This window comes from Providencia rettgeri (assembly GCF_013702265.1).
GTDB lineage: Bacteria > Pseudomonadota > Gammaproteobacteria > Enterobacterales > Enterobacteriaceae > Providencia > Providencia zhijiangensis.
The window spans coordinates 2,213,113-2,239,291 of record NZ_CP059348.1 but is presented as its reverse complement, the minus strand read 5'-3'; the positions used below and the strand labels follow the sequence as shown (position 1 = coordinate 2,239,291).

Below are 26,179 nucleotides of genomic sequence, written 5' to 3'. Positions count from 1 at the left end.
ATAAAGAGAGGCTTGGGATTACTTAGTAAGGTCAAACTCGGCCCAAACAGGTGCGTGGTCAGACGGTTTTTCCATGCCACGGATGTCGTAATCAATACCTGTTGCGCTACAACGGCTGGCGAGTTTCTTTGAGGCGAGCAGAAGGTCAATACGCAGACCTCGGTTATCGTCAAAGCCTTTGGAGCGATAATCAAACCATGAGTAGCAATCGGTGGTATCTGGATGCTGTTCACGATAGGTATCAACAAGTCCCCAACTCAGTAGTTTATCCAGCCATTCACGCTCTTCAGGTAAGAATGAGCATTTTCCGGTTTTCAACCAACGCTTACGGTTAACTTCACCAATGCCGATGTCTAAATCCGTATGGCTGATGTTCATGTCACCCATAATCAGCAATTGGGAATCCGCGGTTTGCGTTGATGTTACGTAATCTTGCAGATCACGATAGAATTTTTCTTTTGCTGGGAATTTGGTCGGGTGGTCACGGCTTTCCCCTTGAGGGAAGTAGCCATTAACGACGGTCAAAATTCCTTCGCTGGTTTGAATATCAGCCATGATGATGCGGCGCTGAGCTTCATCATCATCCGTTGGAAACCCTTTTCTAACGGCAAGTGGTTCATTTTTCAGGAGTAATGCTACACCATAGTGGGCTTTTTGACCGTGAAAATAAACATGGTAGCCTAATTTACTGACTTCCTCGTAAGGGAACATATCATCGTGGACTTTTGTTTCTTGTAACCCAATGACTTCAGGTTGATGCTTCTCAATAATCGCTTCCAGTTGATGAGGACGTGCTCTTAGACCATTAATGTTGAACGAAATAAATTTCATGGTTACTTATCACCCATTGCTTTGAACATGACTGAGGGGATTCTATCAGATGCTAACAATAGTGTAACTATTAAATATTTTTTGTTTATATAATTGCCCATAATTTATTAGGGAACTTTAATTTTTAATAATAATATATCTATGACTGTTAATTAAAAAATGTTTGTTAGTTTTATAATTAACTACTAAAAAGTTCATTTAAAGTCAGTTGGTTATTTATATTTTAATGTGATTTAATGGTGGGGCAATAAAAAATAATCAAATGAAACAATATAATATATTGCTTTGCCATGTTGGAAATTATAAAAATACTTTTATGAAATATTGTTAACCATCAAATGAAAAAATTTATTTAAATTTTTATTTGATGTGGAAGATTATGGGTTAATCAATATGCTGTTATTTAAAATAATCATGTTGGTTTACATTTCAATAAATAGAATGGGGTCATAGATATGTTCTTTTCAAGAAAATTAGAGGCGTTTATGGCAGTTGTTGAAAATGGCTCGCTAAGCAAGGCTGCAAGGGTGATGAACCGCACGACACCCCCCATCGCAAAATCCATAAAAGACTTTGAAACGAGTTTGGGTAAACGGCTTTTTAAACGAGAAAAATTTGGAATGACATTAACTAAGGACGGCCAAGAACTTTATAATGATCTTAGAGATCTCTACTTGCAGGAGAAAGAAATAACGAAAAAACATTTTTCTGGTTATATCGTCAATGAAGCCAATATTTATTATGACTGGGGAAAAGAAAATCATCTAATTAATTTATATCAAGCAGCACACAAAAATAATGTACAGGTTAATATATTAAGATTTAACTATGATGAGGTAGATGAAATTGTCGATTATGATGGGAATACTTTAATTTTAAGTTCTGAATTAGTCGTCAGTGAAAGATTTTCATTACAAAAAAAAATAGAGAATGCTCCGTTAGGTATTTATTGCAGAAAAGAGTTATATGAAAAATTTAATCATGATGTTGTCGTATTGCTACAGCAAAGTACTTGGCTATGTGACCCTTCATTTTATAAAAGCTCACTAATGAGTGACTTACTGGCTAAAGTTGAAACCGCAGAGAGTAAATCCAGTATACGACAGATGGACAATATTGGGTGTTGCCAGAGTTTCATTCAAGACGGTGATTTTATCGGGATTATAGATCACTATCCTGAGGATGAGCTGATTGATAGGTCACTGATCTATGTCTCATTAAATGGAATTTTGGATAAAAGTGACTGTTATATTTATAAATCAAAATCACATTCAAGTGTGTTAAATCGATTTATTGGGGTAGTTGATAAACTGGGAAAAGAGACTGCTTAGATGGTGGTGGGAGAAGGATTCGAACCTTCGAAGTCTGTGACGGCAGATTTACAGTCTGCTCCCTTTGGCCGCTTGGGTATCCCACCAGATTTTGAATTGCTGTAATCGTTCACAGCGGGCGGCATCATATCAAATGACGCGCCCCTGTAAAGTATTAATTGAAAAAAAATGTCTGAATGCTGATTTTTTAATCTCAATGCGTGATAAATCAACAAATTACTACAATTAATAACTGATGCGCTATGTTATAAAATAATTGTTCGATTTCCATAAACAAAGACGCGCTGTGCCAATACCCAATATAAAGCGTGGCTCAGTACGTTCTTTTCAACGTCTCGACCTGCACGCATCATATCATCCGCAGTAAATGTGTGGTCCACATTGATAACGTTTTGCGTGATGATTGGGCCCTCATCCAAATTATCGTTCACAAAGTGAGCGGTTGCTCCAATGATCTTAACACCACGCTCATAGGCTTGGTGATAAGGACGTGCGCCAATGAATGCAGGTAAGAATGAATGGTGAATATTAATAATTTGATTAGGGTAATGCTGAACGAAAGCAGGGGTTAACACTCGCATATATTTCGCAAGGACAACGTAATCAGGCTGATATTGATCAATCTGCGCAGTGAGCTTTTCATCGTGCTGTTCGCGGGTTAACCCTTCATGGCTAATATGGTGGAATGGAATACCAAACTGCTCGACCAGGTTTTTCAAAGTATCGTGGTTGCCGATAACGGCAGCAATATCGACATCTAACCCATCGTAAGCACTTTTCATCAGAAGATCACCAAGGCAGTGCGCCTCTTTTGTGACCATAATAACAATGCGTCGACGCCCTGCAGTGTTTAATTCACGCTTAGATCCTTCCGGCAATGCATCATCTAAATCAGCCAGTAAAGTTTCATCGTTAAAAATCCCTTCCAGTTCCGTTCTCATGAAGAAACGACCAGTACGGTGATCAACAAACTCATTATTTTGGATAATGTTCAGCTGGTGTTTGTAGCAAATGTTGGTGATTTTAGCGATCAATCCTTTTGCATCTGGACAAATGGTTCTGAGAATTTTTTTCTGTACATTTTTGTGTTGCATGGAACTGTCTAATCCTTAACTGACTAAAGCCTAATAATTTAGGCTCATCGTAATTTGTGCAATGAATATACGAATTGATAAACAGAGAATTAATAACTATCGCAGCACTTCTTAAATTTTTTTCCTGAGCCGCATGGGCAATCATCATTGCGCCCAACTTTTGGTGTTATTCCGTCAATGTAATACCACTGTGTATCAATGCGAAGAAAACGGGAACGTTCGTGAATAAGCTGTTTATGATCAGCTTTTTCATCAATAAAGCAAGCCGAAAATTCGACATAAGCTTCGTCAGGATTTTTAGCATGAGAAGAACTAATGACACGCAGGCCCAGCCATTCAGTTTGTTCAAAACTATCTAAGATAGCCTCTCGCCACTCTTGTGCTTGGCAATCTGGATGCCATGTTTTGATGAGGTAATCCGCATTGTGATGGATATAAGCGCTGTATCGTGAACGCATTAATTGCTCTGGGGTTTCAGCAATAGCCTGCCCAAGCAACAGCGGAGAGCAGCATTGGTCAAACGGCAGAGGATGACCACAGCTACAATTATTTTTTAAAGATTGGCTCATTCTTTTCTCGATAAAATAACTATACTTAAAAATATAGTCGTTAATGATTTTATAATATGACTATTGTCGTCAGAATATATTACTTATGAAACCAGGGTTGTCGTGGTAGGTATGATATGAAAAATAGAAAAATACTCATAGTTGAAGATGAAAAAATTTTTTGTACTATTCTTCGTGAATACCTCGAAAGTTTAGAAACAGAAGTCTACATCGCGGATAACGGTGCGCTTGCACTTGACCTGATCACGCAGAAAAAGGTGACTCCCGATGTCATTCTTTGTGACCTCAATATGCCTGTCATGAATGGAGAATCATTTATGGCGGAGCTGGTGGAGCGCAATATTAATGTACCTGTGATTGTTATTTCGGCAACCACAGACTTCACGCAATTAGATAGAATGTTTCGTCTTGGGGCGAAAGATGCGTTATTAAAGCCAATAAAAAACCTTGATGAAGTGAAAGTGACGATTCATGCGGCCCTGTATCCAGAACAGTATGACTCTGAAACACTCATTGAAAATGAAATCCAAAATATTTCGAACATTTTGAGTAATGACAAGTTGGATATGTTAGCCATTTTGAAACAATTACAGCCTCCCGTGGCGCAAGTTATAAATGGCTATAAGATAAACTATAGACAATTAAACGAAGCGAATCGTTTTGGACTGCTGTTGGACATCGCTGCAATATCGGAAGATCAAATTGGATTTTATTGCATTGATATAGAACGCTCCCCGCAAGAAGGTGTGATGGCGGCCTTTTTAATTCGTGTTGTGTTTAATGATTTGTTAAAGAGTGCGGTGAACAACCGAGATAAAAAGTTACCGCAAATTGATAATATTATTAATCAAATAAATCACTTACTGGAAGACTCTGGCTTTTCTGGCCAGTTCCCATTGTTACTTGGTTACTTTAATACCAAATCTAAAAGTGTGATTTTGGCGAGCGCAGGGCTGGAAGCCAATATTACAACGGAGCACCATCATTATCATCTTGCGCGCAATGTTCCATTAGGTACGCTAAAAACATATCATTCAAATCGATTAGATTTTCAAGGCGAGAATTGGAAGTGTCTTATTCATAATTCTAATCAGAAAATTAAGTTAATGTTTAATCCCGATGCTCAAAAATAATGCACTTATTTAATGAATATAGGTTCTATTTATCCTAAACGAGCCTATCTCTATTTATTCAATAATGAATCCTGATATACTGGCGCGCACTAAAAACGCACCAGTATAGTTTATTGAAGATATAAACGGTGCTTATTAAATTTTTGGAGTTCTCGAGATGATCAAACGCAAGGTGCGTAAAGCGGTAATCCCAGTAGCAGGTTTAGGAACACGTATGCTTCCAGCGACGAAAGCCATTCCTAAAGAGATGTTACCGGTTGTTGATAAGCCTTTAATCCAGTATGTGGTTAATGAGTGTATTGCCGCAGGGATTAATGAAATTGTACTAGTGACACATTCATCTAAAAATTCTATTGAAAACCACTTTGATACCAGTTTTGAACTTGAAGCCATTTTAGAGGCGCGAGTTAAGCGCCAATTATTGGATGAAGTTAAATCCATTTGCCCAAGTCATGTGACTATCATGCAAACACGCCAAGGCATTGCTAAAGGCTTAGGTCACGCCATTCTGTGTGCTAAGCCATTAGTCGGTGATGAGCCTTTTGCCGTGATCCTTCCGGATGTTATTTTAGACCGCTACAGCACCGATTTAACGAAATTCAACCTTAAAGAGATGTTAGAACACTACGAAACTACTGGGGCTAGCCAAATTTTAGTTGAGCCAGTACCAGAAGAAGATGTTTCTAACTACGGAATTGTGGATTGCAACGGTGTGACTTTACACCCAGGTGATAGTAAACCTATTTCTCGTATGGTTGAAAAACCGAAACGTGATGAAGCGCCATCCAATTTATCTATCGTAGGACGTTATGTATTATCCGAAAAAATTTGGGATGCATTAGCGAAAACAGCACCGGGTGCTGGCGATGAAATCCAATTAACGGATGCAATCGCATTAATGATGGAAAATAAGGAACCCGTTGAAGCATACCACTTATGTGGTAAAAGTCATGACTGCGGAAATAAATTAGGTTACATGAAAGCCTTTGTCGAATATGGCATGCAACACGATACGCTAGGAAATGATTTTTCCGTGTGGATTAAAGAGTTAGCGGCTAATTTAGATTCATCATCGAAATCTAATTAAATTACTAATCTTTGTTGTACAGATAAAAGCTAACCTTTATGGTTGGCTTTTTTTATAGATGCTTTATATGGGAATATGTAAAAGGGAGTACTCAGATTTTAAGTGTCATTAAATGTCAGTTATATAATATAAATCAATATAACCCGCATGGCGCGTAAAATAATTAGTGTAGGGTGCTTAGAGGGAACTTAAAGAATATCACTGGATTAAATTACGTAACTTTACTTTAACGTATATTTTATTTTGTATCATTCTTTTTGATTAAAAATAGGTGAAGGGAGTGGAGCATAGGGGATGATAAGTGGATATTAATAAGGCTGCTATAAATAAAAACACCCTTATAAAAAGGGTGTTTAGAATTTGAAGGGGTATCAATATTAGATTAAGAAATCGTCTAAAGATTTGCCTTGTTCTTCGATTGCAACTTTAATTACTGCTGGAGTACGACCTTGGCCTGTCCAAGTTTTAGTTTCGCCGTTCTCATCAACATATTTATATTTTGCTGGGCGAGCAGCGCGCTTAGCGCGAGTGCTGGTGCTTTTACCAGAATCCATAGTTTGCAGAAGGTCATTTAAATCTACGCCTTGCTCTAAAATCATTTCGCGAACTTTTTCCAGTTTGCGATTACGTTCTTCGACTTCAGCGCGAGCTTGGCTTTCTTCTTCACGACGTTCATCAACAACGACAGTTAATTTTTCCAGCATTTCTTCTAAAGATTCTAAAGTAACTTCTCGTGCTTGAGCACGAAGCGTACGGATGTTATTTAATGCTTTTAATGATTCGCTCATTTTCCTGGTCTCAATTTTATATGTTGGCATGTGTACAGTAATAATAGAGTGCTATTTTAAATTCTGCAATAGCTAAATTACTTTGGTAGTTTAAAAGTTATCTTTAACGAATGCAATTTTTTTACAAAAGAATTATAAAAATTTTCGTTGCTATAAATTGCTCTATTATCAATAACAGTACTAATGAAAAAAGGTAATTAGAAAATGCCACTAAATTTTATATTAATAGCCTAGTGATAACCATTACCTTTTGTTTGTCGATGTATCAATGGATGTTTTAACGTAAATTTTCTTTTTTTGACAGAATCAATTTGGCAATATGTGCCAATGGCTATACCAGATAAAGTTAATATCAGTTTGAGATTAATTGTCTACAACACAGATGATGTGTGATCTAAAGGAACTAATTTAACATAGTGATAGATGGAAATTCATACACTTAGTTATCTACATAGGTTTAAGTTAATCTTAAAAAGCCTTTATGCTAAAGTATTTGCGAATATTATTTTTTAGGGAACCGCCCAATGGCACAGCTATATTTTTATTATTCTGCGATGAACGCGGGTAAATCGACTTCATTATTACAATCTTCTTATAACTATCACGAACGTGGGATGCGTACGTTGATTTTTACCGCTGAAATCGATAACCGCTTCAGTCAGGGTAAGGTATCTTCGCGGATAGGTTTATCTGCGGATGCGTTATTATTTTCGCCTATAACGAATATGGCAGAAATTATCAAGAACGAGAATGATGCACAAAAAGTACATTGCGTACTTATTGATGAATGCCAATTTCTGACAAAACAGCAAGTAGAGCAATTATGTGATGTTGTCGATAATTTAGACATTCCGGTACTCTGTTATGGTTTACGAACGGATTTTTCTGGAGAATTGTTTGCTGGAAGTCAGTATTTATTAGCATGGGCAGATAAGTTAGTTGAGTTAAAAACCGTTTGTTACTGTGGACGTAAGGCAAATAAAGTTTTACGGATTGGTGGTGATGGCATCCCTGTATATGAAGGGGCTCAAGTGGATATTGGTGGGAATGAAAAGTATATCTCTGTTTGCCGAAAGCATTACTCTGAAGCCATTAAGCAAGCTCAATTAATGAATAGTGGTGCAATTGAAAAAATACCGTTTAACTTCAAATAAGCATTAATTAAGATTAGAGGGTCATATAGTTACAAATAGGAATATCAGATTATTAAGATATTTTTGTCAAATAAAGTAAATGAATTAATGAAATACTCAGTTTGCTAGTTCTTAAAAAGGATGCATGGAAGATAAGTTTTCAGCGCTCATAGAATAAAAACGGATTGAATAAGATTTGATAAGCCTCATATTTTTAACATGGGGCTTTCTTTTTATGGCAGTTTAATTTCACACTTTGGTACATTATCATATAATCAAAAAATGCAAATCTGCTCGAAACGGTAGGGTGTAATGAAATTTAGTATTTCAGCATTTAAAAATGGCACGCTTTTATTATTGTTTTCTTTACTGTGGAATACGTCCACAGCGTTAGCAAAAACAGCAACATTGAAATTACAAGGTGTTGTTGATCTTACCATCGCTGAGCGAGTGCCAAGAGAAATACCAGCAACGCTGACGGGCGATGTTTTTCTGGATGTAACTCCCGTTTATTCAAACACAGTGAAAAAATCCTGGAATTTTACCATTCCCATAGTCGGGTTCAGCCAAGCTAAGAATTCCTGTGATATGTCAGGGTTGCACCAAATTCCCTATTTCTATCATTTAAATGGCGTGCCACTCACTAACCGTGATTCTGGTGAGGTTGATGGGTATTTGATTCCGAATATTGATTATCAAATCAATATAATGGATCACGGAACAAATTTAGAACCCGTTTATGCTGGGACATTTTTTACGCGAAACTTTAGTAGTAAGTTGATAGAAATTCCACAAGTACGAGTTAATGGTGTTTGTCTTTACCCTCAAGATAATTACCGTGATATTCCCTCGAAAGGGCGTAAACAATTGAGATTCTCAGTTAATCAACCACAAACTATTTATTTAAGCCAAGATTTGGTTTCAGGAAAAATTGCATTTAATAGCACTAAACCCTTTTACTTAATGACGGGTGGGTTTGATCTTGAAGCAAGAGATACCATTTTATTGAACATTGAAGCAGATTTAACTATTTTACGATTTTGTGAAGTCACTGCTGTAACCAATAATCATATCCAGCATACTTTTGTGGATGATATGGAAGCGCAGTACAACTCATCCATTACTCTTAGCTGTAATGGAACGAAGCAAGATACCATTCGTATGGTGGCTAAAGCGAAAGAGACCGATTTCGACCCAAGTAACCCGAAAAAACTTTTATTAAAACCCGTTGATGAAGGGATGAAAGTTGGAAAACTACCGTGGGTATTAGGCGGCGTGAGTGAGTTGGGTAAATCGCTGAAATTAAACTGTAATGATGATAAAAATTCACAATTAATGAGTTTTAATGGCGAAGAGGTCGATTTAGGTATTAAGAATACTCAAAAACCCATATTACTTAACGTGACATGGGCATTATGCCGAACCCCAGAGGTGAAAGGTGGCGAATATCAAGGAAAAGCGGATCTCGCTTTCTTTATTAAAAGCTAGTCGTGGTGGGGTTATTCACTCACACATATTGCTGATATACCCCGAATAGGATGGTCTTCCGTCGGGGTTATCACATCTAAACCCGTAAAATGTGCCAAACAGGATTGTGGTTTACTGGCTCCCCATTGAATGCGTAATGTCCCTTGATTGGGCAGCCCACTCATATACAGTTGACCATCATCACCGACCAATCCCGTATTTTCATCATCTTGATTATCATCCAATAATGTCGCAACAGCACCAAATGGAACGACACCATTGTGATGAATTAAATTGATAAGTGCCTGATAACCCATTCGAGTATCAAATTTAACTTTGACGATAGCACCAGAGGTTGGGTAAACATTTTTCGATGTCTGCTTTAAGGTGACATTTTCAGGTAAGGTATTTACATCTAAGCCAACGGTATTTTTACTGTAGTCAGATAAATAGGGATAAATAGCCTGACCTTGGGCGTTTATTTGCGTATTCGCAATTGTTAAGCGCGTACCTTCAGCGCCTTCGGCTTCAATGATAGCCATACTATTTCCCATGGTTTTACCAAGTAATAATCCACCAGAATAAATAATGGCACCACCATTTAAGCTACCATTAAATGCATTATAATTTTGAGAATAGCTATAACCGGCGGAAACTGTCCCTCTATTACCAGCATAGTTGGTGTAGAGGCTCCCCGAGTTTCGTTGATTCTGATTACCCCAACTCTGTGAAATACCATAAGTGAGTTTTGAATTTAATAAATTACCATTTAGGCCTGCTTGCTGGGTTGTTCGACCGTTATTATCATGGCTAATCGAATAGGTACTACTCATATTAGTTAGCATAGGGTCATTTGAGAAAAGGCTAAAAGGCACACTGACATTAAAGCTTATTTGACGGTTTTCAGGCCATTGATCGCTATTTTTAGTCCGGTCAATACTGTAGTTAACCCCGTAGGAAATACCTTTATAACTATTATTGTAACCTGCGGAAACTTGGGTAATATTTTGCTGATTATCCCAATACTCATAACGGCTTCCTGAAAAATAGAGTGAACCGAAATTATTGAGTGGTTGTGAAACTGAGATTGAATATTGACGTTTTTCAGGAAGTCCTGTCCATGGCGCGATATCATCAATATATCGATAATTATGGTTATTGAAATTATTAAAGGTGTAATAATCTTGTGATGAATAGTGAGTGCCTGAGATATCGACTGAAGTATTGGTTGTTACGAAATTCTTAGCGTAACGCACTCGGTAAGCTTGACCCTTCTGGGTTGGAAGATTATCTAGAGTCGCTTGTGCGTGAGTCACATCAGTAGAAATAGCGCCAAGATTTCCCATTGAAAGCCCTAAACCTGCAATGCCAGACCAATAATCTTGTGCGCCAATACCGCCCCCATACAGAGTAATGTCATAAGGAAGTCCATAAATAGCGTTAGCTAAGACAAAGTCGGCTTCTTTCGATCCGACCGTGACCCCGCCATTGTAACGACCCGCGGTTAATTCATATTTCCATCCACCAGGGCGCTGCATAATAGGCAGGGAGGCAAAGGCAACGGTGAATGTTCTCTCTGTTCCGTCCTCTTCCTTGATGGTGACATCTAATGCGCCAGAGTTACTTCCGATAGCCAGATCGTCAATACTAAATGGGCCCGGCGGTACATAATTTTGATAAACCACATAGCCATTTTGCCGGATTGTAATCTGGGCATTGGATTGAGCAATTCCCGTCACATTGGGTGCAAAACTGCGTAAACTACTGGGTAACATTTGGTCGTTGGATGCTAATTGAACCCCTTTAAAAGGGATCGAATCAAACAGTTCGCCGCGGGTGCTACTTTCACCAATTAAAAGGTCAGAACCCATATCATAAAGATGGCGAGATACTGCGGTGTTCGCAAAATCGGTACTGGATTTTGTGCGGTTATTGCCCATACCGGAATAGCGGTTGTAGGCATAAGACATATTTGTTCTGAGCCGCCATGCACCAGCATTTAATCCGCCGTTTAAATTAATAAATAAATTGTCGGAAGATTGCTTACCCGTAGAGAGCTTATTATTAGAGCGGTTACCCGAAATCATATAGTTAGTGGTAAATGCAGGGATACCGTCATCCAATAATTCTTTGGGAATATACCCGGCAACCTGGTTATTCATCGCGATTTGAGGAGCGCTAATATTCACTCGTAGCTTGGAAAGATCTACAGTCACTTTGGCATCATCAATATAATGAGGAAGGTCGGTAATTAATGTGTCAGGGGGAAGATCACGCAGCGATTTTATTTTATCTACATCAATTCCGAATGTAGCTAATTGTTTTATGGATAGCTCAGGAACAACTTGGTTATTGTCATTCTTCACAAAATTCAGGGAGTATTCACCTTGAGGTTCCTGATTGACTGTCACCCACAAGGTATATTGACCCAGAGGTAAGGAATTTTCTTGGGAGAATTGACTGAGATCTACCTGTGCAGGATCTAATCCTAGGTGCTCATCCAATAAATTAGGGTCAAAGTAATCTTCGCTGTATCCAATAAACGGAAACAAAATCAAAGAAGATAACAGACTTATTTTAAAACTCGGTAACTTTATCACGTGCTGCTGCCTGCCTGTTGTGTGTATTTTTAGACTATTTTAGTTATTGCACGAGGCTGTTTTTTTGTTTTGTGGGTAGGAGATATTCATCCATTAACGCCCAACTAATGGTTCCAGCGATTAACTGCTTAAAAGGGTAACGCTGTTCAGAATAAGGAGCGACTGACATAAATAGTATGTCGCTATCTGCGGGAATGCCATTGATTGAAAGATTATCGAAAGTCGCATAAATAGGACTGTTGTTTTTCACAACAAGATAATTGTTTTCGCGTCGAAAGGATAATTGATTGGACACTTGTTCTAATGTCATTCCCTTTAAATTGGCTGGACGATAATAAACTTTAAATAGCAGAGAACGCGTCACCGTAAATTGCATTGATTCATCATGCTGTGGCTCTGTAGAGGGAATGGCTTTTAATTGGAGTAAAAATACACTTTCCCGATCTGTGGGCAAACTGGGTGTTTTCCCAGTAAATAACACTCGCCAGCTGTAATACTCATCGCTAGATAATTTGTATAATGGCGGCGTCACGGTAAACGGAATTTTTTCTGATTTATCAAGAGTATTCAAGCCCGTGGATTCATCAAGCCACAACATATTAGCTTGAATAAGATACGGCGATTGACTAGTGTTACGCAAACTCATCGACACGCTGTTATCGCCAGCAATATATGTGAGCCGCTGCAATGAGAATTTCAAACTATCATCAATAGCTTGTGTGATTACGGGAAATCCTAACATCGTCAATAAAAACAAAAACAGAGAAAAGCGCATCAGTCTCATGGAATTTATTGCCTTATTTATTCTTAGCTGGTGGATAAATAATAACGTCTGAAAGACCACCAAAATCATTAATCATCTGCCAACGGGCTTGGGAAATATGACCTTGTAAATCAGCTATTTCCGTATCACTAAATGGCGGGAGGATCAGGCTTTTCTTGTAGCTTTGCTGGTTATATTTAAGATTCACCACCGTCAGATAATACGGTGTAGGGTTATTTAGCATCCACTGTTTTCCCTGTTGCTTTAGGCTTACTTGCTGGAATACAGCGTTATTAGGTACGGTCAGTTGACTCGGGCGATAAAAGACTTTAATCACGATATTTGTCACAAATGTGAGTTTAGCATCATTTGTCTGTTCATTAGGATGCTTTTCCGCTGGAATAGCCCGTGTATTTAAAAAGAACAGAGATTCTCTATCTGTTGGTAGTTCGCTTTTATTTTTTAATAATATACGAGCGCTAAATTTACTGTTTGCATCTAATCTGAATAGCGGCGGCGTCACCACAAAATAAGGGGATTTGGCACCTTCAAATTGTTCAGTTACGGCGGTTTGAATTAAATAGGGATTCAAATCATCATTTACAACGGTAAATGTCGCATTGGGTTTGGTACTATTTAAGATTAATCGCGTTTGTTCTAAACGCAAGCCAGCGCTGTAAGCAAGAAAGCTCATCATGAATAAAATTATGTAGGTAACGCCAGCCAGTTTTTTCATATCAGCTTATTTAATCCACGATAAAGGAAAAAGTAATTGTCGATTGGAAAGGGCCAATTTGCGGATCACAAGTTTTTCCAGACGGACACCGAATATAAGTATAAAGGGTTTTATGCAGTTGATCCTGGCTGATGTTTTGCCAAGCATTACTGCCTTTTTCAATAAAATCGCTAAAGTTTGCAGAAGCTGCAACGTTATTACTTTCAGAAAAACTGACACCAAAATTTTTGCTTGGCTCATCAATAAAGGTAATCGGGTCAATATAGTTTTTTGGGGATACTTTGACGACAGCATTGTGAAAATTATTGGTGGTGCAATCAGAGAGCGTAACTGTAATTGGAATAGGTTGGACTTGATTGGTCTCAATATTTGAAACAGTAATATTGCCAAAATCCACTTCATTCAGGGAAGTGCCCTCAATTGAAATTCGACACATTTGTTCGATAACTTTGACATTAAAATCGAATTCAGCGTTATTCGCACTCCATCCTAGATTGGATAAAAGAGATAATAATGCAGTGCTGAATAATAATTTCATGGCTTTCTTCTCATATTTAGCAACGGTCATATCTACACACGATCATGGTTGCAAAAACGTGAACACCACAGCCGCGCTAAGTTTTCCTGCGCTAACTGGCGTATTATCTAATTTCACCACTTTTGCCTCGAAATGTTTTTCGTTATCGCCATTAGTGACAGGAAATGCAATGGTTGAGGTGTCTCCTGTAAAATCAATGGATTGGCAATTTCCTTTCACGCTATTACATTGGCGCAATGAAAATGCAGCATGAGTGATGTTTTCTTTCGGTGCTAGCTTGCCATTCGTAATAGATGACTGACTATCTGCAGCCAATGAAACCTGTAAATCAGGTAGCTCTTCGCCATTATAATCTTGGCAAACATATTCAAGAGAGAAAGGCTCTGTCGCAGCATCACCATTAAGATCTTGTTGTATATTTCGCGCAATAATAGGCTGCGAGAATGTCACCGTTTTATTGGAAAAAGAAAAAGAGCAACTGCCTTTAGATACATGACCTTTTACCACTAAGTCGACACTTGCATCTTGGTTTGATTGAGCAAGTGCAGTCGGGCAAAAAGAGAATGCGCTGAGAAAACAAATGGTAACGTTAAGGAAGTTGCGCATTGAATTCATGGGTACCCCCTAAGTCAGTAATGGTGCGCCAAATAATGGCACCTTTGTTCATGCTAGGTGAAATAGGGTAACTCAATGACGAAAATGGGGGGATGGTGGTATTTTTCTTTTCTAAACTTACATCAAGACGCTGCTGATTAATTTTAACTTGCGCTAGGTTAATGTAATAAGGTGTATCGTTGGTTGCGATTAATTGGGAACCTTTAACCGTAAATTTTAATTTTTTTTGGGCGTCATCAGACGTCAATGGCAGATTTTTTGGGCGATAGAATAGTTTAATGACATGGTCATAACCGATATTTAAACCATCCCCATCGACTTTTTCAGATTGACCTGCAATCATCATTGCATGAAATAAAAACAGTGATTCCCGATCTGTGGGGAGTGTATTATTTTTTGCTAAAATTCTGACTTCTTGTTGGCTATTTGGGGCAACTTTAAATACAGGGGGCGTCACTTCAAATGGCGTATTACGGTCATTATTTTCAGTGGTAATAAATGCACGAGTTAAATAAGTGGTTTTTGCTTCACTATTAACAACCGATATTGCGACGCTTTTCTCGCCTTGCACATACACAATACGAGTTGCATCTAAGCTGACGCCTTTGGCGGTAGCATTGGCAGAAAAAACAAATAATAAGCTGCAAAATAGACTAGATAGGTTGCTAATACGTAGTTTCATCGAGTTACCTTAATGAGCAGAGTCCCAATAGAGAAACAAACAACGACCTCTGCCCATAATGTACACTTATTGATTGTATTTTGATATGGGGAATTAATTATAAGAAACAGTAAATGTGACAGGGACTTTTAAGCTATCACCTTCATTTGTATCATTGATTTTTATTAAGCGTGCTTCCATCGGAATATTAGCAAAGCCACTCGTTGAAAGATTATTTGCCAGCGCGACAGTTGATTCTTTATTTGGTAATACACTGACTTTTCCACTATTTTCACTGATGGCTTTTAATTCTACCGCTAGGGATTTAGCAGCAGAGTTTGCAAATAAATTTGGGTTGTATTGTGATGCTGAACCCGATGCATGAACTAATACGGTACTGTCATCCTTTTGAGGTTGAGAGCACTCGGTTAGTACTAAATTAAAGTTTTTGGTTTCGCCAATCGCTGTATTTTTCTCAATATCTTTCACACTTTGAGAGGTAAATACGCCCCAATTAACCATGCCGCCTTCAGTGGTAGAAGAGACGTTACAGCTAGCAGTACGAACGTGGGCTTCAAAAGTGACCGTGGCCGCGTGATTACCCTGTGGTGTATTTTCTTCCGCAAATGCGGCTGGTGTTGCTAAAACAGAGGCTAATAAGATTGCTGGTGTAGCTTTATTTAATAATGACATAATTATTCTCTTAATAAGTTTAAATGTGGTGACTCTTGTATTTATAAAAATCAGTGAGTGAGAGCCATTAATGAAAATGAATTAATGCAAGATAATTAACTGCCCGCCTTGCTTCGATGAAATAAGAATACAAGAGGTAATGAAGGGAATAAATGTGAACTGTGTATCAAATCAGGGTGAAAGTGTTAGTAATTTACACTGCATAAGAGTGATGGTGAGGTGAATATATTTCAAATCAATAATTTACTCTTTTGACGAGGAAATATTTTGACATATTCTCATCGGTTTATGATGGTGCAATAACGAGAAAGGCTCCAAAAGCGTTAGGGAGACCCTAAATCTTTTGAAGCCTTTTTTATCTATTAATGGCTAAGCCATCAGTATGTTAACTATTTTTTGCTACTTTTCTTTTCAGCTTTTGGTGCCGCTGGCTCTGCACTTTGTTCAGTAAATTCACGACCGTAGTAAGAATCCAGTAACAGTTGTTTAATTTCAGAAATCAGCGGATAACGTGGGTTAGCGCCAGTACATTGGTCATCAAATGCATCTTCAGACAGTTTATCTAAGTGAGCTAAGAAGTCTGCTTCTGCAACGCCAGCTTCACGGATAGACTTAGGAATGCCTAAATCAGCTTTCATTTCTTCTAACCAAGCCAGTAAGCGTTCAATTTTCGCACCAGTGCGGTCGCCTGCTTTAGTTAACCCTAAGTGGTCTGCAATTTCAGCATATTGGCGACGTGCTTGAGGGCGGTCATATTGGCTGAATGCTGTTTGCTTAGTTGGGTTATCATTTGCGTTGAAACGAATTACGTTACAAATCAACAGGGCGTTAGCTAAACCGTGTGGAATATGGAATTCCGATCCTAGTTTGTGTGCCATTGAGTGACAAACCCCTAAGAAGGCGTTAGCAAAAGCAATACCCGCTAATGTTGCCGCATTATGAACGCGCTCTCTTGCTACTGGGTTTTTTGCCCCTTCATGGTAGCTTGCTGGCAGATAATCTTTTAACAGGGTCAGTGCTTTGAGTGCTTGACCATCAGAGAACTCATTTGCCAGAACAGAAACATAAGATTCTAATGCGTGAGTCACCGCATCCAAACCACCAAACGCGGTTAAGGATTTAGGCATATTCATCACAAGGTTAGCATCAACAATCGCCATGTTTGGTGTTAATGCGTAGTCCGCTAATGGGTATTTTTGACCTGTTTTATCATCAGTCACAACGGCAAATGGTGTCACTTCTGAACCTGTACCTGAAGTGGTGGTGATAGCGACCAGTTTTGCTTTCACTCCCATTTTCGGGAACTTATGAATACGTTTACGGATATCCATAAAACGTAACGCTAATTCTTCAAAGTGTGTTTCTGGATGTTCGTACATCACCCACATGATTTTCGCGGCATCCATTGGGGAACCACCACCTAAGGCAATGATTACATCCGGTTGGAAGGCTTGCATTTGCGCAGCACCTTTACGCACAACGGATAATGTTGGATCAGCTTCAACTTCAAAGAAAACATCGGTCTCAATATGGTGTTTTTTCAGAACATCGACAATTTCATCAACATAGCCATTATTAAATAAGTAGCTATCGGTCACGATAAAGACGCGTTTTGCACCATCAGTGGCTATCTCTTCTAAAGCGATTGGAAGACATCCACGGCGGAAATAGATTGAACTAGGAAGTTTATGCCACAACATATTTTCAGCTCTTTTTGCCACGGTTTTCTTATTGATTAAATGTTTTGGTCCTACGTTTTCAGAGATAGAGTTACCACCCCAAGAACCACAACCCAAGGTTAAAGATGGCGCCAGTTTAAAGTTATACAGGTCACCGATACCGCCTTGAGACGCAGGGGTATTAATCAAAATACGCGCCGTTTTCATTTTTTCGCCAAAATAGCTGACACGGTCATGCTGGTTATCTTGGTCAGTATAGAGACAAGATGTGTGACCGATACCACCCATTTCCACTAACTGTTCAGCTTTCTCTACCGCATCTTCAAAGTTTTTAGCGCGATACATCGCTAAGAGTGGGGACAGTTTTTCATGAGCGAATGGTTCTGACTCATCAACAAGTTTGACTTCACCGATTAAAATCTTAGTCGTTTCAGGAACAACAACCCCAGCCATTTCTGCAATTTTAAATGCAGGTTGACCCACGATAGCCGCATTTAAGTTGCCATCTTTCAAAATAATATTTTGTACCGCTTTGAGCTCTTTACCTTGCAGCAGGTAGCCACCGTGGGTAGAGAAACGCTCACGGACTTGGTCATAAACCGCATCAACTACCACAACAGATTGTTCAGATGCGCAAATCACGCCGTTATCAAACGTTTTTGACATTAAGATAGAGGCAACGGCACGTTTGATGTCTGCAGTTTCATCGATAACAACTGGCGTGTTACCCGCACCAACACCAATCGCAGGTTTACCGGAACTGTAAGCTGCTTTCACCATGCCTGGGCCACCTGTCGCTAAGATCAGGTTAATGTCAGGGTGGTGCATCAGGGCATTGGATAGCTCAACAGAAGGGGAGTCAATCCAGCCAATAATATCTTTCGGTGCGCCAGCTTCAATGGCCGCATTCAATACAATTTCAGCTGCACGGTTGGTCGCAATTTTAGCGCGTGGGTGTGGAGAGAAAATAATTGCGTTACGGGTTTTTAAACTAATTAATGATTTAAAAATTGCGGTAGAGGTTGGGTTAGTAGTTGGAACGATACCGCAGATAATACCAATCGGCTCAGCAATGGTGATGGTACCAAAAGTTGGGTCTTCAGATAGAACACCACAGGTTTTTTCATCTTTATAGGCGTTGTAGATATACTCAGAAGCGAAGTGGTTTTTAATCACTTTATCTTCAACAATTCCCATGCCTGACTCTTCAACCGCGAGTTTTGCTAATGGAATTCGTGCATCAGCAGCAGCAAGGGCAGCGGCGCGGAAAATACGATCAACTTTCTCTTGAGAGAAGCTGGCAAATTCACGTTGAGCTTTTTTGACACGAGCAACAAGTTCATTGAGTTCAGTAACGTTTGTTACGGACATATAGATTACTCCTGATAAAGTTAAAATTTTTAAGCCAATGAGCAAAGCATCTAAAAAAAGCTGTTGTGGCTAGAGCGTCCAAAGTGGCCATTCTAAATAAGTACCTAAAACAACAGTATAGATAAACTTAATAATAATGCTTTTCACCCATGCTAATTGGCTTATAAATCTCAGATAAATAGCTCAAAAAGTAAAAATTAACTGATTGATCACTGCGTTTATCAGTTGAGACTAGATTAACAAAAAGGGAATTTAATAAAGTGATCTAAATCACAAAATATGCAAGCTGACTCCATTCAGCATGCCGTTTTTACGGGATTCCTTGATTTGCAAATAAATGATTAATTTATCGCTAAAAAGAGGTGAATAAATCATCCTTTTTTAGTCATTAAGATAAGCTGCAATAAATAATTCTATTAAGATGCACAAAATTGTTCTTTAACTAAGGATTTTAGCGATTTCAGTGATAAAATTAGTTCAGGTAAGCGTTTCTTGTTTAAGAATTTTATGAGGGTATTAATGGGTGAGCGCAACATTACTTGATTTATCAGGCTATATTAAATTTTTTATTGGTCTATTTGCGTTAGTAAACCCGGTTGGTATCCTGCCTGTGTTTATTAGTATGACAAACTATCAAACCGTTGCGAGCCGCAATAGAACTAATACGATAGCCAACTCATCAGTCGCAATTATTCTCTGCACATCACTGTTGGTGGGGGACTCGATATTACAGCTGTTTGGTATTTCAATTGACTCATTCCGTATTGCGGGGGGAATTCTGATTGTCACCATCGCGTTATCGATGATCAGCGGTAAAATTGGTGAGGACAAACAGAACAAACAAGAAAAAACAGAAACCGCAGTGCGAGATAGTATTGGGGTGGTGCCGTTAGCGCTTCCGTTAATGGCGGGTCCCGGGGCAATCAGTTCGTGTATTGTCTGGTCATCACGTTGGACTGGCTGGCAGAACTTTATTGGTTTAGCGTTAACCAGTATTTTGTTCGCTTTTTGCTGTTGGCTGTTGTTCCGTTCTGCATCTTTACTGGTTCGTTACTTAGGGCAAACGGGCATCAACGTTGTCACCCGTATCATGGGCCTGCTACTTATGTCATTAGGCATCGAAATCGCTGTAACCGGTGTTAAAGCCATATTTCCAGGGCTTTTATAGTTTGAGCATTATTTAGCCGTCTTACTAGACGGCTATTCTCATCCGCTTTTCCCGTCATTCCATTATTCCTTTCGAGTTCAAAATACTCACTCAATTATTTTGGCGTGTTCTGTGCAACCAAGCTGTCCTTTACAACCAAAATAATTCCTCTACGCGATAAATTTGAAATGTGATTATGTGTCGCACTTTTTGCAAAATTAGGCATAAAAAGTAAGGAAATGTGAGCTGCGTAAATTTATTCACTATTCTCATCAGAGATTGTTAATGATATGTTTGGATTATTGTTGATAAAGATTTTAAGAGTTACTTAAGGTTTTTTATTATCTAGTTGTTTTTATTTGAGTATTTAAAAGTTGAGATAGTGTGTTACCCCTTTTAAATAGACTCTTTAATTTGAAATGTTAACTAAATGTAATTTTTTATAGCTTTTTTTTATAAGCTTTCTGAGCAAAATTGCACCTTTAAGGAAAGCTTTTGGCGGTTAAATTAGAAAACAACTTAGGAAACAGTGACTAGAGCAGCAGTAAGTCAACAATGTGGAGGCGTGCCAAACGTCGTTCAACATACGTTGAAACGTTAACTGTAAAACCGTAACTATGAAATGGAGAAGGCGCAACGATGAAACTTACTACTAAGCACAGTTTACTTTCCTGTCTCATTTTCTCATTAGCAATTTCAGCTCAAGCCTCATCAATCCCCGATAAATCCTCATCAAATAAAACTTCCATAAATAAAATAGTGGTCAATAACGGTTCAGAAGTCACTTCACTCGATCCTCATAAGGTCGAAGGGGTGCCTGAAGGCAATATTATTTTAAATTTATTGGAAGGGCTGGTTTACGACGATATTAATGGTGTGGCCGTGCCCGGGATGGCAACGAGCTGGCAGAATGAGAACTACACCACATGGACATTTACCTTGCGAGATGATGCCAAGTGGAGCGATGGCACCCCCGTTGTCGCAGAGGATTTTGTATATAGTTGGCAGCGTTTAGCGGATCCTAAAACAGGCTCGCCTTATTCCAGTTATTTACAAAATGCTTATATTGAAAATGCAGACGCTATTTTAAAAGGTCAAAAACCCAAAGAATCGTTGGGTGTCAAAGCCCTTGATGACAAACATTTGCAAGTCACCCTAAGCCATCCAGTCCCGTATTTTATCGATATGCTTTCCCATACATCAATGAAACCAGTTAACCGTAAAGCCATTGAAAAATATGGTGATAAGTGGACTCAACCGGGATCTTTTGTGGGCAATGGTGCCTATGTGTTGGATGAGTGGACGGTCAACGAGCGAATTATCATCAAGCGTAATCCGCTATATTGGAATGACGCAAAAACGCAGATCGATCAAGCGACTTTTTTAGCCATTACCTCTGAAGTCAGTGATAACAACCGTTATCGCAGTGGAGAAATTGATATTAGTAATTCGGCTATTCCCCCAACATTGTTCAAAAAGATGAAAGCGGAAAAGCCGAACGAACTGTATGTACGTCCGTTTCTGTGTACGTTTTATTATGAAATTAATAACCAAAAAGCCCCATTCACTGACCCTCGGGTACGCGAAGCCATTAAATTAGGTTTAGACAGAGAAACCATCACCAATAAAATTATCGATCAAGGACAGACGGTAGCTTACGGTTTTACACCAACGTTTATCCATAATGGTAATTTTGCAGAGCCTGAATGGGCAAAGCTCACGCCAGAACAGCGTTATCAACGTGCGAAAGCGTTGCTTGCGGAGGCAGGATATAGCGCCAAAAATCCGCTTAAGTTTACCTTGCTATATAACACCTCAGACCAAAATAAACAGCAGGCAATTGTGGCCGCATCCATGTGGCAGAAAAATATTGGCGCAGAGGTAACGCTGCAAAACCAAGAGTGGAAAACCACACTGCAAAATCGCCATGAAGGGAATTATCAGGTTGCAAGAGCAACATGGTGCGCCGATTACAATGAACCGTCTGCATTCTTGAATTCATTACTGTCAGAAAACAGCAACAATACCGCTGCCTATAAAAATAAAGCTTATGACCAACTCCTTTTAGAGGCTTTAACTGCACCGAATGACCAAGCTCGTCAACAGATTTACCAACAGGCAGAAACCTTGCTGGATAAGGACTCTGCGCTAGTTCCCGTTTATTACCGTGTGAGTGCAAGGATGATCAAGCCCACAATCGGAGGATTTAAAGGTGAAGACCCTCTTGATCACATGGATATTAAGCGGTTATATATTAATTCTACTAATTAATAATTTTGTAATAAACAAAATAACTGCTTACTGACTCAGTAGGCAGATGCATCAACAACACAACCAAAACAATAGTATGGGAGTAACCAAAATAATGAGCAAATTACTGAATAAGACATTTGTTGCTTTAAGCGTTGCTGCTGGGTTAATGGCAGGGACGATGGCGACAAGTTATGGTGCAGTGGTGCCAGCAGGTGTCGAACTGGCTGAAAAACAAAATATGGTTCGCAACAATGGTTCTGAACCTCAATCCCTTGACCCGCATAAAATTGAAGGTGTTCCAGAGTCGGCTTTAGCAAGAGACCTTTTTGAAGGGATTACGATTGTCGGTCCTGATGGTGAAATTTTACCGGGCTCTGCTACAAGCTGGGAAAATAAAGATTTTACCGAGTGGACGTTTAAAATTCGCGATGGCGCCAAGTGGTCAAATGGTGACCCTGTCACGGCGGAAGACTTTGTTTATAGCTGGCGCAGACTCGCAGATCCTGATACCGCATCCCCATACGCGAGTTATTTGCAGTATGCACATATCAAAAATATTGATGATGTTATTGCCGGTAAGAAAAAACCAGAAGAGCTGGGCATTAAAGCGCTGGATGATAAAACTTTAGTGATTAGCTTGAGTGAAGCCGTCCCTTATATTCCCAAATTATTGGCACACTCCTCGATGTCACCAGTGAATAAAAAAACAATCGAAAAATATGGTGCTAAGTGGACTCAACCAGCCAATTTTGTGGGTAATGGCGCCTATAAATTAAAAGATTGGACAGTTAACGAACGTATTGTTTTAGAACGTAGTCCAACCTATTGGGATAACGCGAACACAGTGATTGACCAAGTGACTTTCCTGCCTATCTCCTCTGAAGTCACTGATGTTAACCGTTACCGCAGTGGTGAAATTGATATGACCTATAGCAATTTACCAATCGAACAATTCAAGTCACTGCAAGAAAACATGCCAAAAGAGCTGCGTGTAAACCCGTATCTCTGTATCTATTATTACGAAATTAATAATGAAAAACCGCCGTTTAATGACCCGCGTGTTCGTGAAGCGTTAAAGCTTTCAATGGACAGAGATGTCATTACTTACAAAGTGAAAGCGCAAGGTGATATTCCTGCTTATGGCTTCACACCACCGTTTACCAGTGGCATGAAAACAGAAAAACCAGACTGGTATGCGAACATGACTCAAGAGCAGCGTAACGAAAAAGCCAAACAGCTGCTGGAAGAAGCGGGTTACAACAAATCAAATCCATTGAAATTCAACTTACTGTATAACACGTCAGATTTACATAAACGTATCGCGATAGCCGCATCATCCATGTGGAAGAAAAACATTGGCGCTGATGTGAAACTGGAAAACCAAGAGTGGAAAACCTTCTTAGATAGCCGTCACCAAGGTAACTATGACGTAGCGCGTGCGGGCTGGTGTGCGGATTATAACGAACCGTCATCCTTCTTAAACATGCTGCTTTCTTATAGCAGTAACAATACCGTGCATTATAAAAACAAAGATTTCGATGCCATCATGAAGAAAACACTTCAGGTGAAAACGGATGAAGAGCGTGCTGAGTTGTACCAACAAGCTGAAAAACTGTTAGATAAAGACTCTGGTATCGTGCCTCTCTACTACTATGTGAACACCCGCTTAGTGAAGCCATACGTGGGTGGATATACGGGTAAAGATCCATTAGATAACTTACATACTAAAGATCTGTATATCATCAAGCACTAATCACAACAGGCTGGCTCCTTGTGAGCCAGCTATAAGCCTAATGGCAATATTACCTAAATGGCAATAGAAGTAGGAAAGGGCAATGTTTAAATTTATTTTGCGTCGTTTGCTTGAAGCAATTCCGACTTTACTGATTCTTATCACCATCTCATTTTTCATGATGAGACTCGCGCCGGGTAGCCCGTTTACCGGCGAACGTAAACTTCCACCCGAAGTTATGGCCAACATTGAGGCGAAGTATCACCTTAATGACCCTATGTATAAGCAGTATTTCAACTACTTATTCCAACTTTCTCAAGGGGATTTCGGTCCTTCTTTCAAATATAAAGACTACAGTGTCAACGACTTAGTTGCGAAAGCCTTTCCTGTGTCTGCAAAATTAGGCGCCACAGCCTTTGTGGTTGCGGTGTTATTTGGTGTTACTGCGGGGGTGATTGCCGCATTAAATCAAAATACCAAATGGGACTTTACAGTCATGGGATTCGCCATGACGGGGGTTGTCATCCCAAGCTTTGTTGTGGCACCACTTTTGGTGCTAATTTTTGCCATTCACTTGAAATGGCTCCCCGGTGGAGGCTGGGATGGTGGTAATGTCACGCACATGATTTTGCCGATGGTGGCGCTCTCTTTGGCGTATATCGCCAGTATTTCGCGTATTACCCGTGGCTCGATGATTGAGATCATGCACTCAAACTTTATTCGTACTGCACGAGCAAAAGGATTACCGCTGCGTACCATTATTTTCCGCCATGCGTTAAAACCTGCATTACTGCCAGTGCTCTCTTATATGGGGCCTGCATTTGTTGGGATCATCACGGGCTCAATGGTGATTGAAACCATTTTCGGCTTACCGGGAATTGGGCAGTTGTTCGTCAATGGCGCACTGAACCGCGATTACTCGTTAGTGCTCAGCTTAACGATTTTAGTTGGGGTATTGACCATTGCCTTTAATGCTATTGTCGATGTGCTATATGCCGTCATCGACCCGAAAATTCGTTACTAGAACCGGAGAAACACTATGTTATTAAACAACAAAAATAGTGAAGCTCTGGAAAATTTTTCTGAGCAATTGGATATTGAAGGGCGCAGTCTTTGGCAAGATGCAAGACGACGCTTTATGCATAACCGTGCGGCAATTGTTAGCCTATGCGTGCTATTTTTTATCACGCTGTTTGTGATTTTTGCCCCGATGTTATCGCCGTTTTTATATGATGATACCGACTGGGAAATGATGTCGACGCCACCTGATTGGGCGACGGGACACTATTTTGGAACCGATGCTTCAGGGCGTGATCTACTTGTGCGCGTGGCAATTGGTGGACGAATTTCGTTAATGGTCGGCGTAGCGGCGGCATTAGTCGCGGTGGTGGTTGGCACCTTATATGGCTCACTGGCAGGTTATGTGGGTGGTAAAGTCGACTCCATCATGATGCGCTTACTGGAGATTTTAAACTCCTTCCCATTTATGTTCTTCGTTATTTTGTTAGTGACGTTATTCGGTACCAATATCCTATTGATCTTCGTGGCCATTGGGATGGTGTCATGGCTGGATATGGCGCGTATCGTGCGTGGGCAAACATTAGGGTTAAAACGCAAAGAGTTTATTGAAGCGGCGTTAGTCTGCGGTGTTAGCACGCGCCACATTATCCTGCGTCATATCGTACCGAACGTACTGGGTGTGGTCGTGGTTTACGCATCATTATTAGTCCCAAGTATGATCCTGTTTGAGTCATTCTTAAGCTTCCTTGGCTTAGGAACGCAAGAGCCACTCAGTAGCTGGGGTGCTTTACTCAGTGATGGCGCTAACTCTATGGAAGTCACGCCGTGGTTACTGCTGATCCCCGCTGGGTTCTTAGTTATCACGTTGTTCTGTTTTAACTTTATCGGCGATGGCTTACGTGATGCCCTCGACCCGAAAGATCGCTAAGGGGCTAATT

Annotated in this window: 22 protein-coding genes and 1 tRNA gene; 10 read left to right on the top strand and 13 right to left on the bottom strand. The window is 39.6% G+C overall.

The features are described 5' to 3' along the window. Positions 1-18: 18 nt before the first annotated feature. The gene (xthA, locus tag H0913_RS10290; RefSeq protein WP_154603708.1) at positions 19-831 is read right to left on the bottom strand and encodes an exodeoxyribonuclease III; all 813 of its coding nucleotides are present in this window, start codon (positions 829-831) and stop codon (positions 19-21) included. Between the two features lie 455 nt (positions 832-1,286). Here xthA and H0913_RS10285 point away from each other — a divergent pair, with 455 nt between their 5' ends. After that, positions 1,287-2,162: a LysR family transcriptional regulator gene (locus H0913_RS10285; protein ID WP_154603709.1), complete on the top strand. Its 876-nt coding sequence runs from the start codon at positions 1,287-1,289 to the stop codon at positions 2,160-2,162. Position 2,163: 1 nt separating this feature from the next. Here H0913_RS10285 and H0913_RS10280 read toward each other — a convergent pair. From H0913_RS10280 to H0913_RS10270, 3 genes are all read right to left on the bottom strand, one after another. Next, positions 2,164-2,248 (bottom strand) — tRNA-Tyr (locus H0913_RS10280). Between the two features lie 159 nt (positions 2,249-2,407). After that, entirely contained in the window at positions 2,408-3,256 is an 849-nt protein-coding gene (gene purU, locus H0913_RS10275; RefSeq protein WP_154603710.1) for a formyltetrahydrofolate deformylase, read from the bottom strand. An 89-nt stretch (positions 3,257-3,345) separates the two neighbouring features. Further along, on the bottom strand, positions 3,346-3,825 hold the full coding sequence (locus H0913_RS10270; RefSeq protein WP_181477210.1) for a YchJ family protein: 480 nt from the start codon (positions 3,823-3,825) through the stop codon (positions 3,346-3,348). A gap of 116 nt (positions 3,826-3,941) precedes the next feature. Here H0913_RS10270 and rssB point away from each other — a divergent pair, with 116 nt between their 5' ends. Next, positions 3,942-4,958: a two-component system response regulator RssB gene (gene rssB / locus H0913_RS10265; protein WP_154603712.1), complete on the top strand. Its 1,017-nt coding sequence runs from the start codon at positions 3,942-3,944 to the stop codon at positions 4,956-4,958. Positions 4,959-5,115: 157 nt separating this feature from the next. Continuing rightward, entirely contained in the window at positions 5,116-6,045 is a 930-nt protein-coding gene (gene galU, locus H0913_RS10260) for a UTP--glucose-1-phosphate uridylyltransferase GalU (protein ID WP_154603713.1), read from the top strand. A 377-nt stretch (positions 6,046-6,422) separates the two neighbouring features. Here galU and hns read toward each other — a convergent pair whose 3' ends face one another. Next, on the bottom strand, positions 6,423-6,833 hold the full coding sequence (hns, locus tag H0913_RS10255; RefSeq protein WP_006661675.1) for a histone-like nucleoid-structuring protein H-NS: 411 nt from the start codon (positions 6,831-6,833) through the stop codon (positions 6,423-6,425). Positions 6,834-7,357: 524 nt separating this feature from the next. On the opposite strand from hns, the gene H0913_RS10250 reads away from it, so the two are divergent. Further along, positions 7,358-7,987, top strand: coding sequence for a thymidine kinase (locus tag H0913_RS10250; RefSeq protein ID WP_154603714.1), 630 nt, complete (start codon positions 7,358-7,360; stop codon positions 7,985-7,987). 291 nt (positions 7,988-8,278) lie between these two features. Next, entirely contained in the window at positions 8,279-9,454 is a 1,176-nt protein-coding gene (locus H0913_RS10245; RefSeq protein WP_154603715.1) for a hypothetical protein, read from the top strand. 11 nt (positions 9,455-9,465) lie between these two features. On the opposite strand, the gene H0913_RS10240 is transcribed toward H0913_RS10245, so the two are convergent. From H0913_RS10240 to adhE, 8 genes are all read right to left on the bottom strand, one after another. Beyond that, a complete protein-coding gene (locus H0913_RS10240) occupies positions 9,466-12,033 on the bottom strand; it encodes a fimbria/pilus outer membrane usher protein (protein ID WP_232368780.1) in 2,568 nt (855 codons plus the stop codon). 43 nt (positions 12,034-12,076) lie between these two features. Further along, a complete protein-coding gene (locus H0913_RS10235) occupies positions 12,077-12,817 on the bottom strand; it encodes a molecular chaperone (RefSeq protein ID WP_181477209.1) in 741 nt (246 codons plus the stop codon). A 13-nt stretch (positions 12,818-12,830) separates the two neighbouring features. Continuing rightward, positions 12,831-13,532 (bottom strand): molecular chaperone, encoded by a 702-nt coding sequence (locus H0913_RS10230; protein WP_154603717.1) that lies wholly within the window; start codon positions 13,530-13,532, stop codon positions 12,831-12,833. Positions 13,533-13,542: 10 nt separating this feature from the next. After that, positions 13,543-14,070 (bottom strand): fimbrial protein, encoded by a 528-nt coding sequence (locus H0913_RS18900; protein ID WP_181477208.1) that lies wholly within the window; start codon positions 14,068-14,070, stop codon positions 13,543-13,545. A gap of 42 nt (positions 14,071-14,112) precedes the next feature. After that, entirely contained in the window at positions 14,113-14,685 is a 573-nt protein-coding gene (locus H0913_RS18895) for a fimbrial protein (protein ID WP_154603719.1), read from the bottom strand. Continuing rightward, positions 14,660-15,367, bottom strand: coding sequence for a molecular chaperone (locus H0913_RS10215; protein WP_181477207.1), 708 nt, complete (start codon positions 15,365-15,367; stop codon positions 14,660-14,662). The genes H0913_RS18895 and H0913_RS10215 overlap by 26 nt, the downstream gene beginning before the upstream one ends. Before the next feature lie 93 nt (positions 15,368-15,460). Next, positions 15,461-16,039 carry a fimbrial protein gene (locus tag H0913_RS10210; RefSeq protein ID WP_181477206.1) on the bottom strand — a complete coding sequence of 193 codons (579 nt, stop codon included), beginning with the start codon at positions 16,037-16,039 and terminating at the stop codon, positions 15,461-15,463. A gap of 389 nt (positions 16,040-16,428) precedes the next feature. Beyond that, complete coding sequence (gene adhE / locus H0913_RS10205) at positions 16,429-19,089, bottom strand: bifunctional acetaldehyde-CoA/alcohol dehydrogenase (protein ID WP_154603722.1); 2,661 nt, start codon at positions 19,087-19,089, stop codon at positions 16,429-16,431. Positions 19,090-19,612: 523 nt separating this feature from the next. Here adhE and H0913_RS10200 point away from each other — a divergent pair. From H0913_RS10200 to oppC, 5 genes are all read left to right on the top strand, one after another. Continuing rightward, positions 19,613-20,257 (top strand): YchE family NAAT transporter, encoded by a 645-nt coding sequence (locus tag H0913_RS10200; protein WP_036956506.1) that lies wholly within the window; start codon positions 19,613-19,615, stop codon positions 20,255-20,257. A gap of 618 nt (positions 20,258-20,875) precedes the next feature. Next, positions 20,876-22,507, top strand: coding sequence for an ABC transporter substrate-binding protein (locus tag H0913_RS10195; protein ID WP_154603723.1), 1,632 nt, complete (start codon positions 20,876-20,878; stop codon positions 22,505-22,507). Between the two features lie 148 nt (positions 22,508-22,655). Further along, positions 22,656-24,242 (top strand): oligopeptide ABC transporter substrate-binding protein OppA, encoded by a 1,587-nt coding sequence (gene oppA, locus H0913_RS10190; protein ID WP_420720245.1) that lies wholly within the window; start codon positions 22,656-22,658, stop codon positions 24,240-24,242. Between the two features lie 82 nt (positions 24,243-24,324). Further along, the gene (gene oppB / locus H0913_RS10185; RefSeq protein ID WP_154603724.1) at positions 24,325-25,245 is read left to right on the top strand and encodes an oligopeptide ABC transporter permease OppB; all 921 of its coding nucleotides are present in this window, start codon (positions 24,325-24,327) and stop codon (positions 25,243-25,245) included. A 15-nt stretch (positions 25,246-25,260) separates the two neighbouring features. Next, the gene (oppC, locus tag H0913_RS10180) at positions 25,261-26,169 is read left to right on the top strand and encodes an oligopeptide ABC transporter permease OppC (RefSeq protein WP_154603725.1); all 909 of its coding nucleotides are present in this window, start codon (positions 25,261-25,263) and stop codon (positions 26,167-26,169) included. Positions 26,170-26,179: the final 10 nt, after the last annotated feature.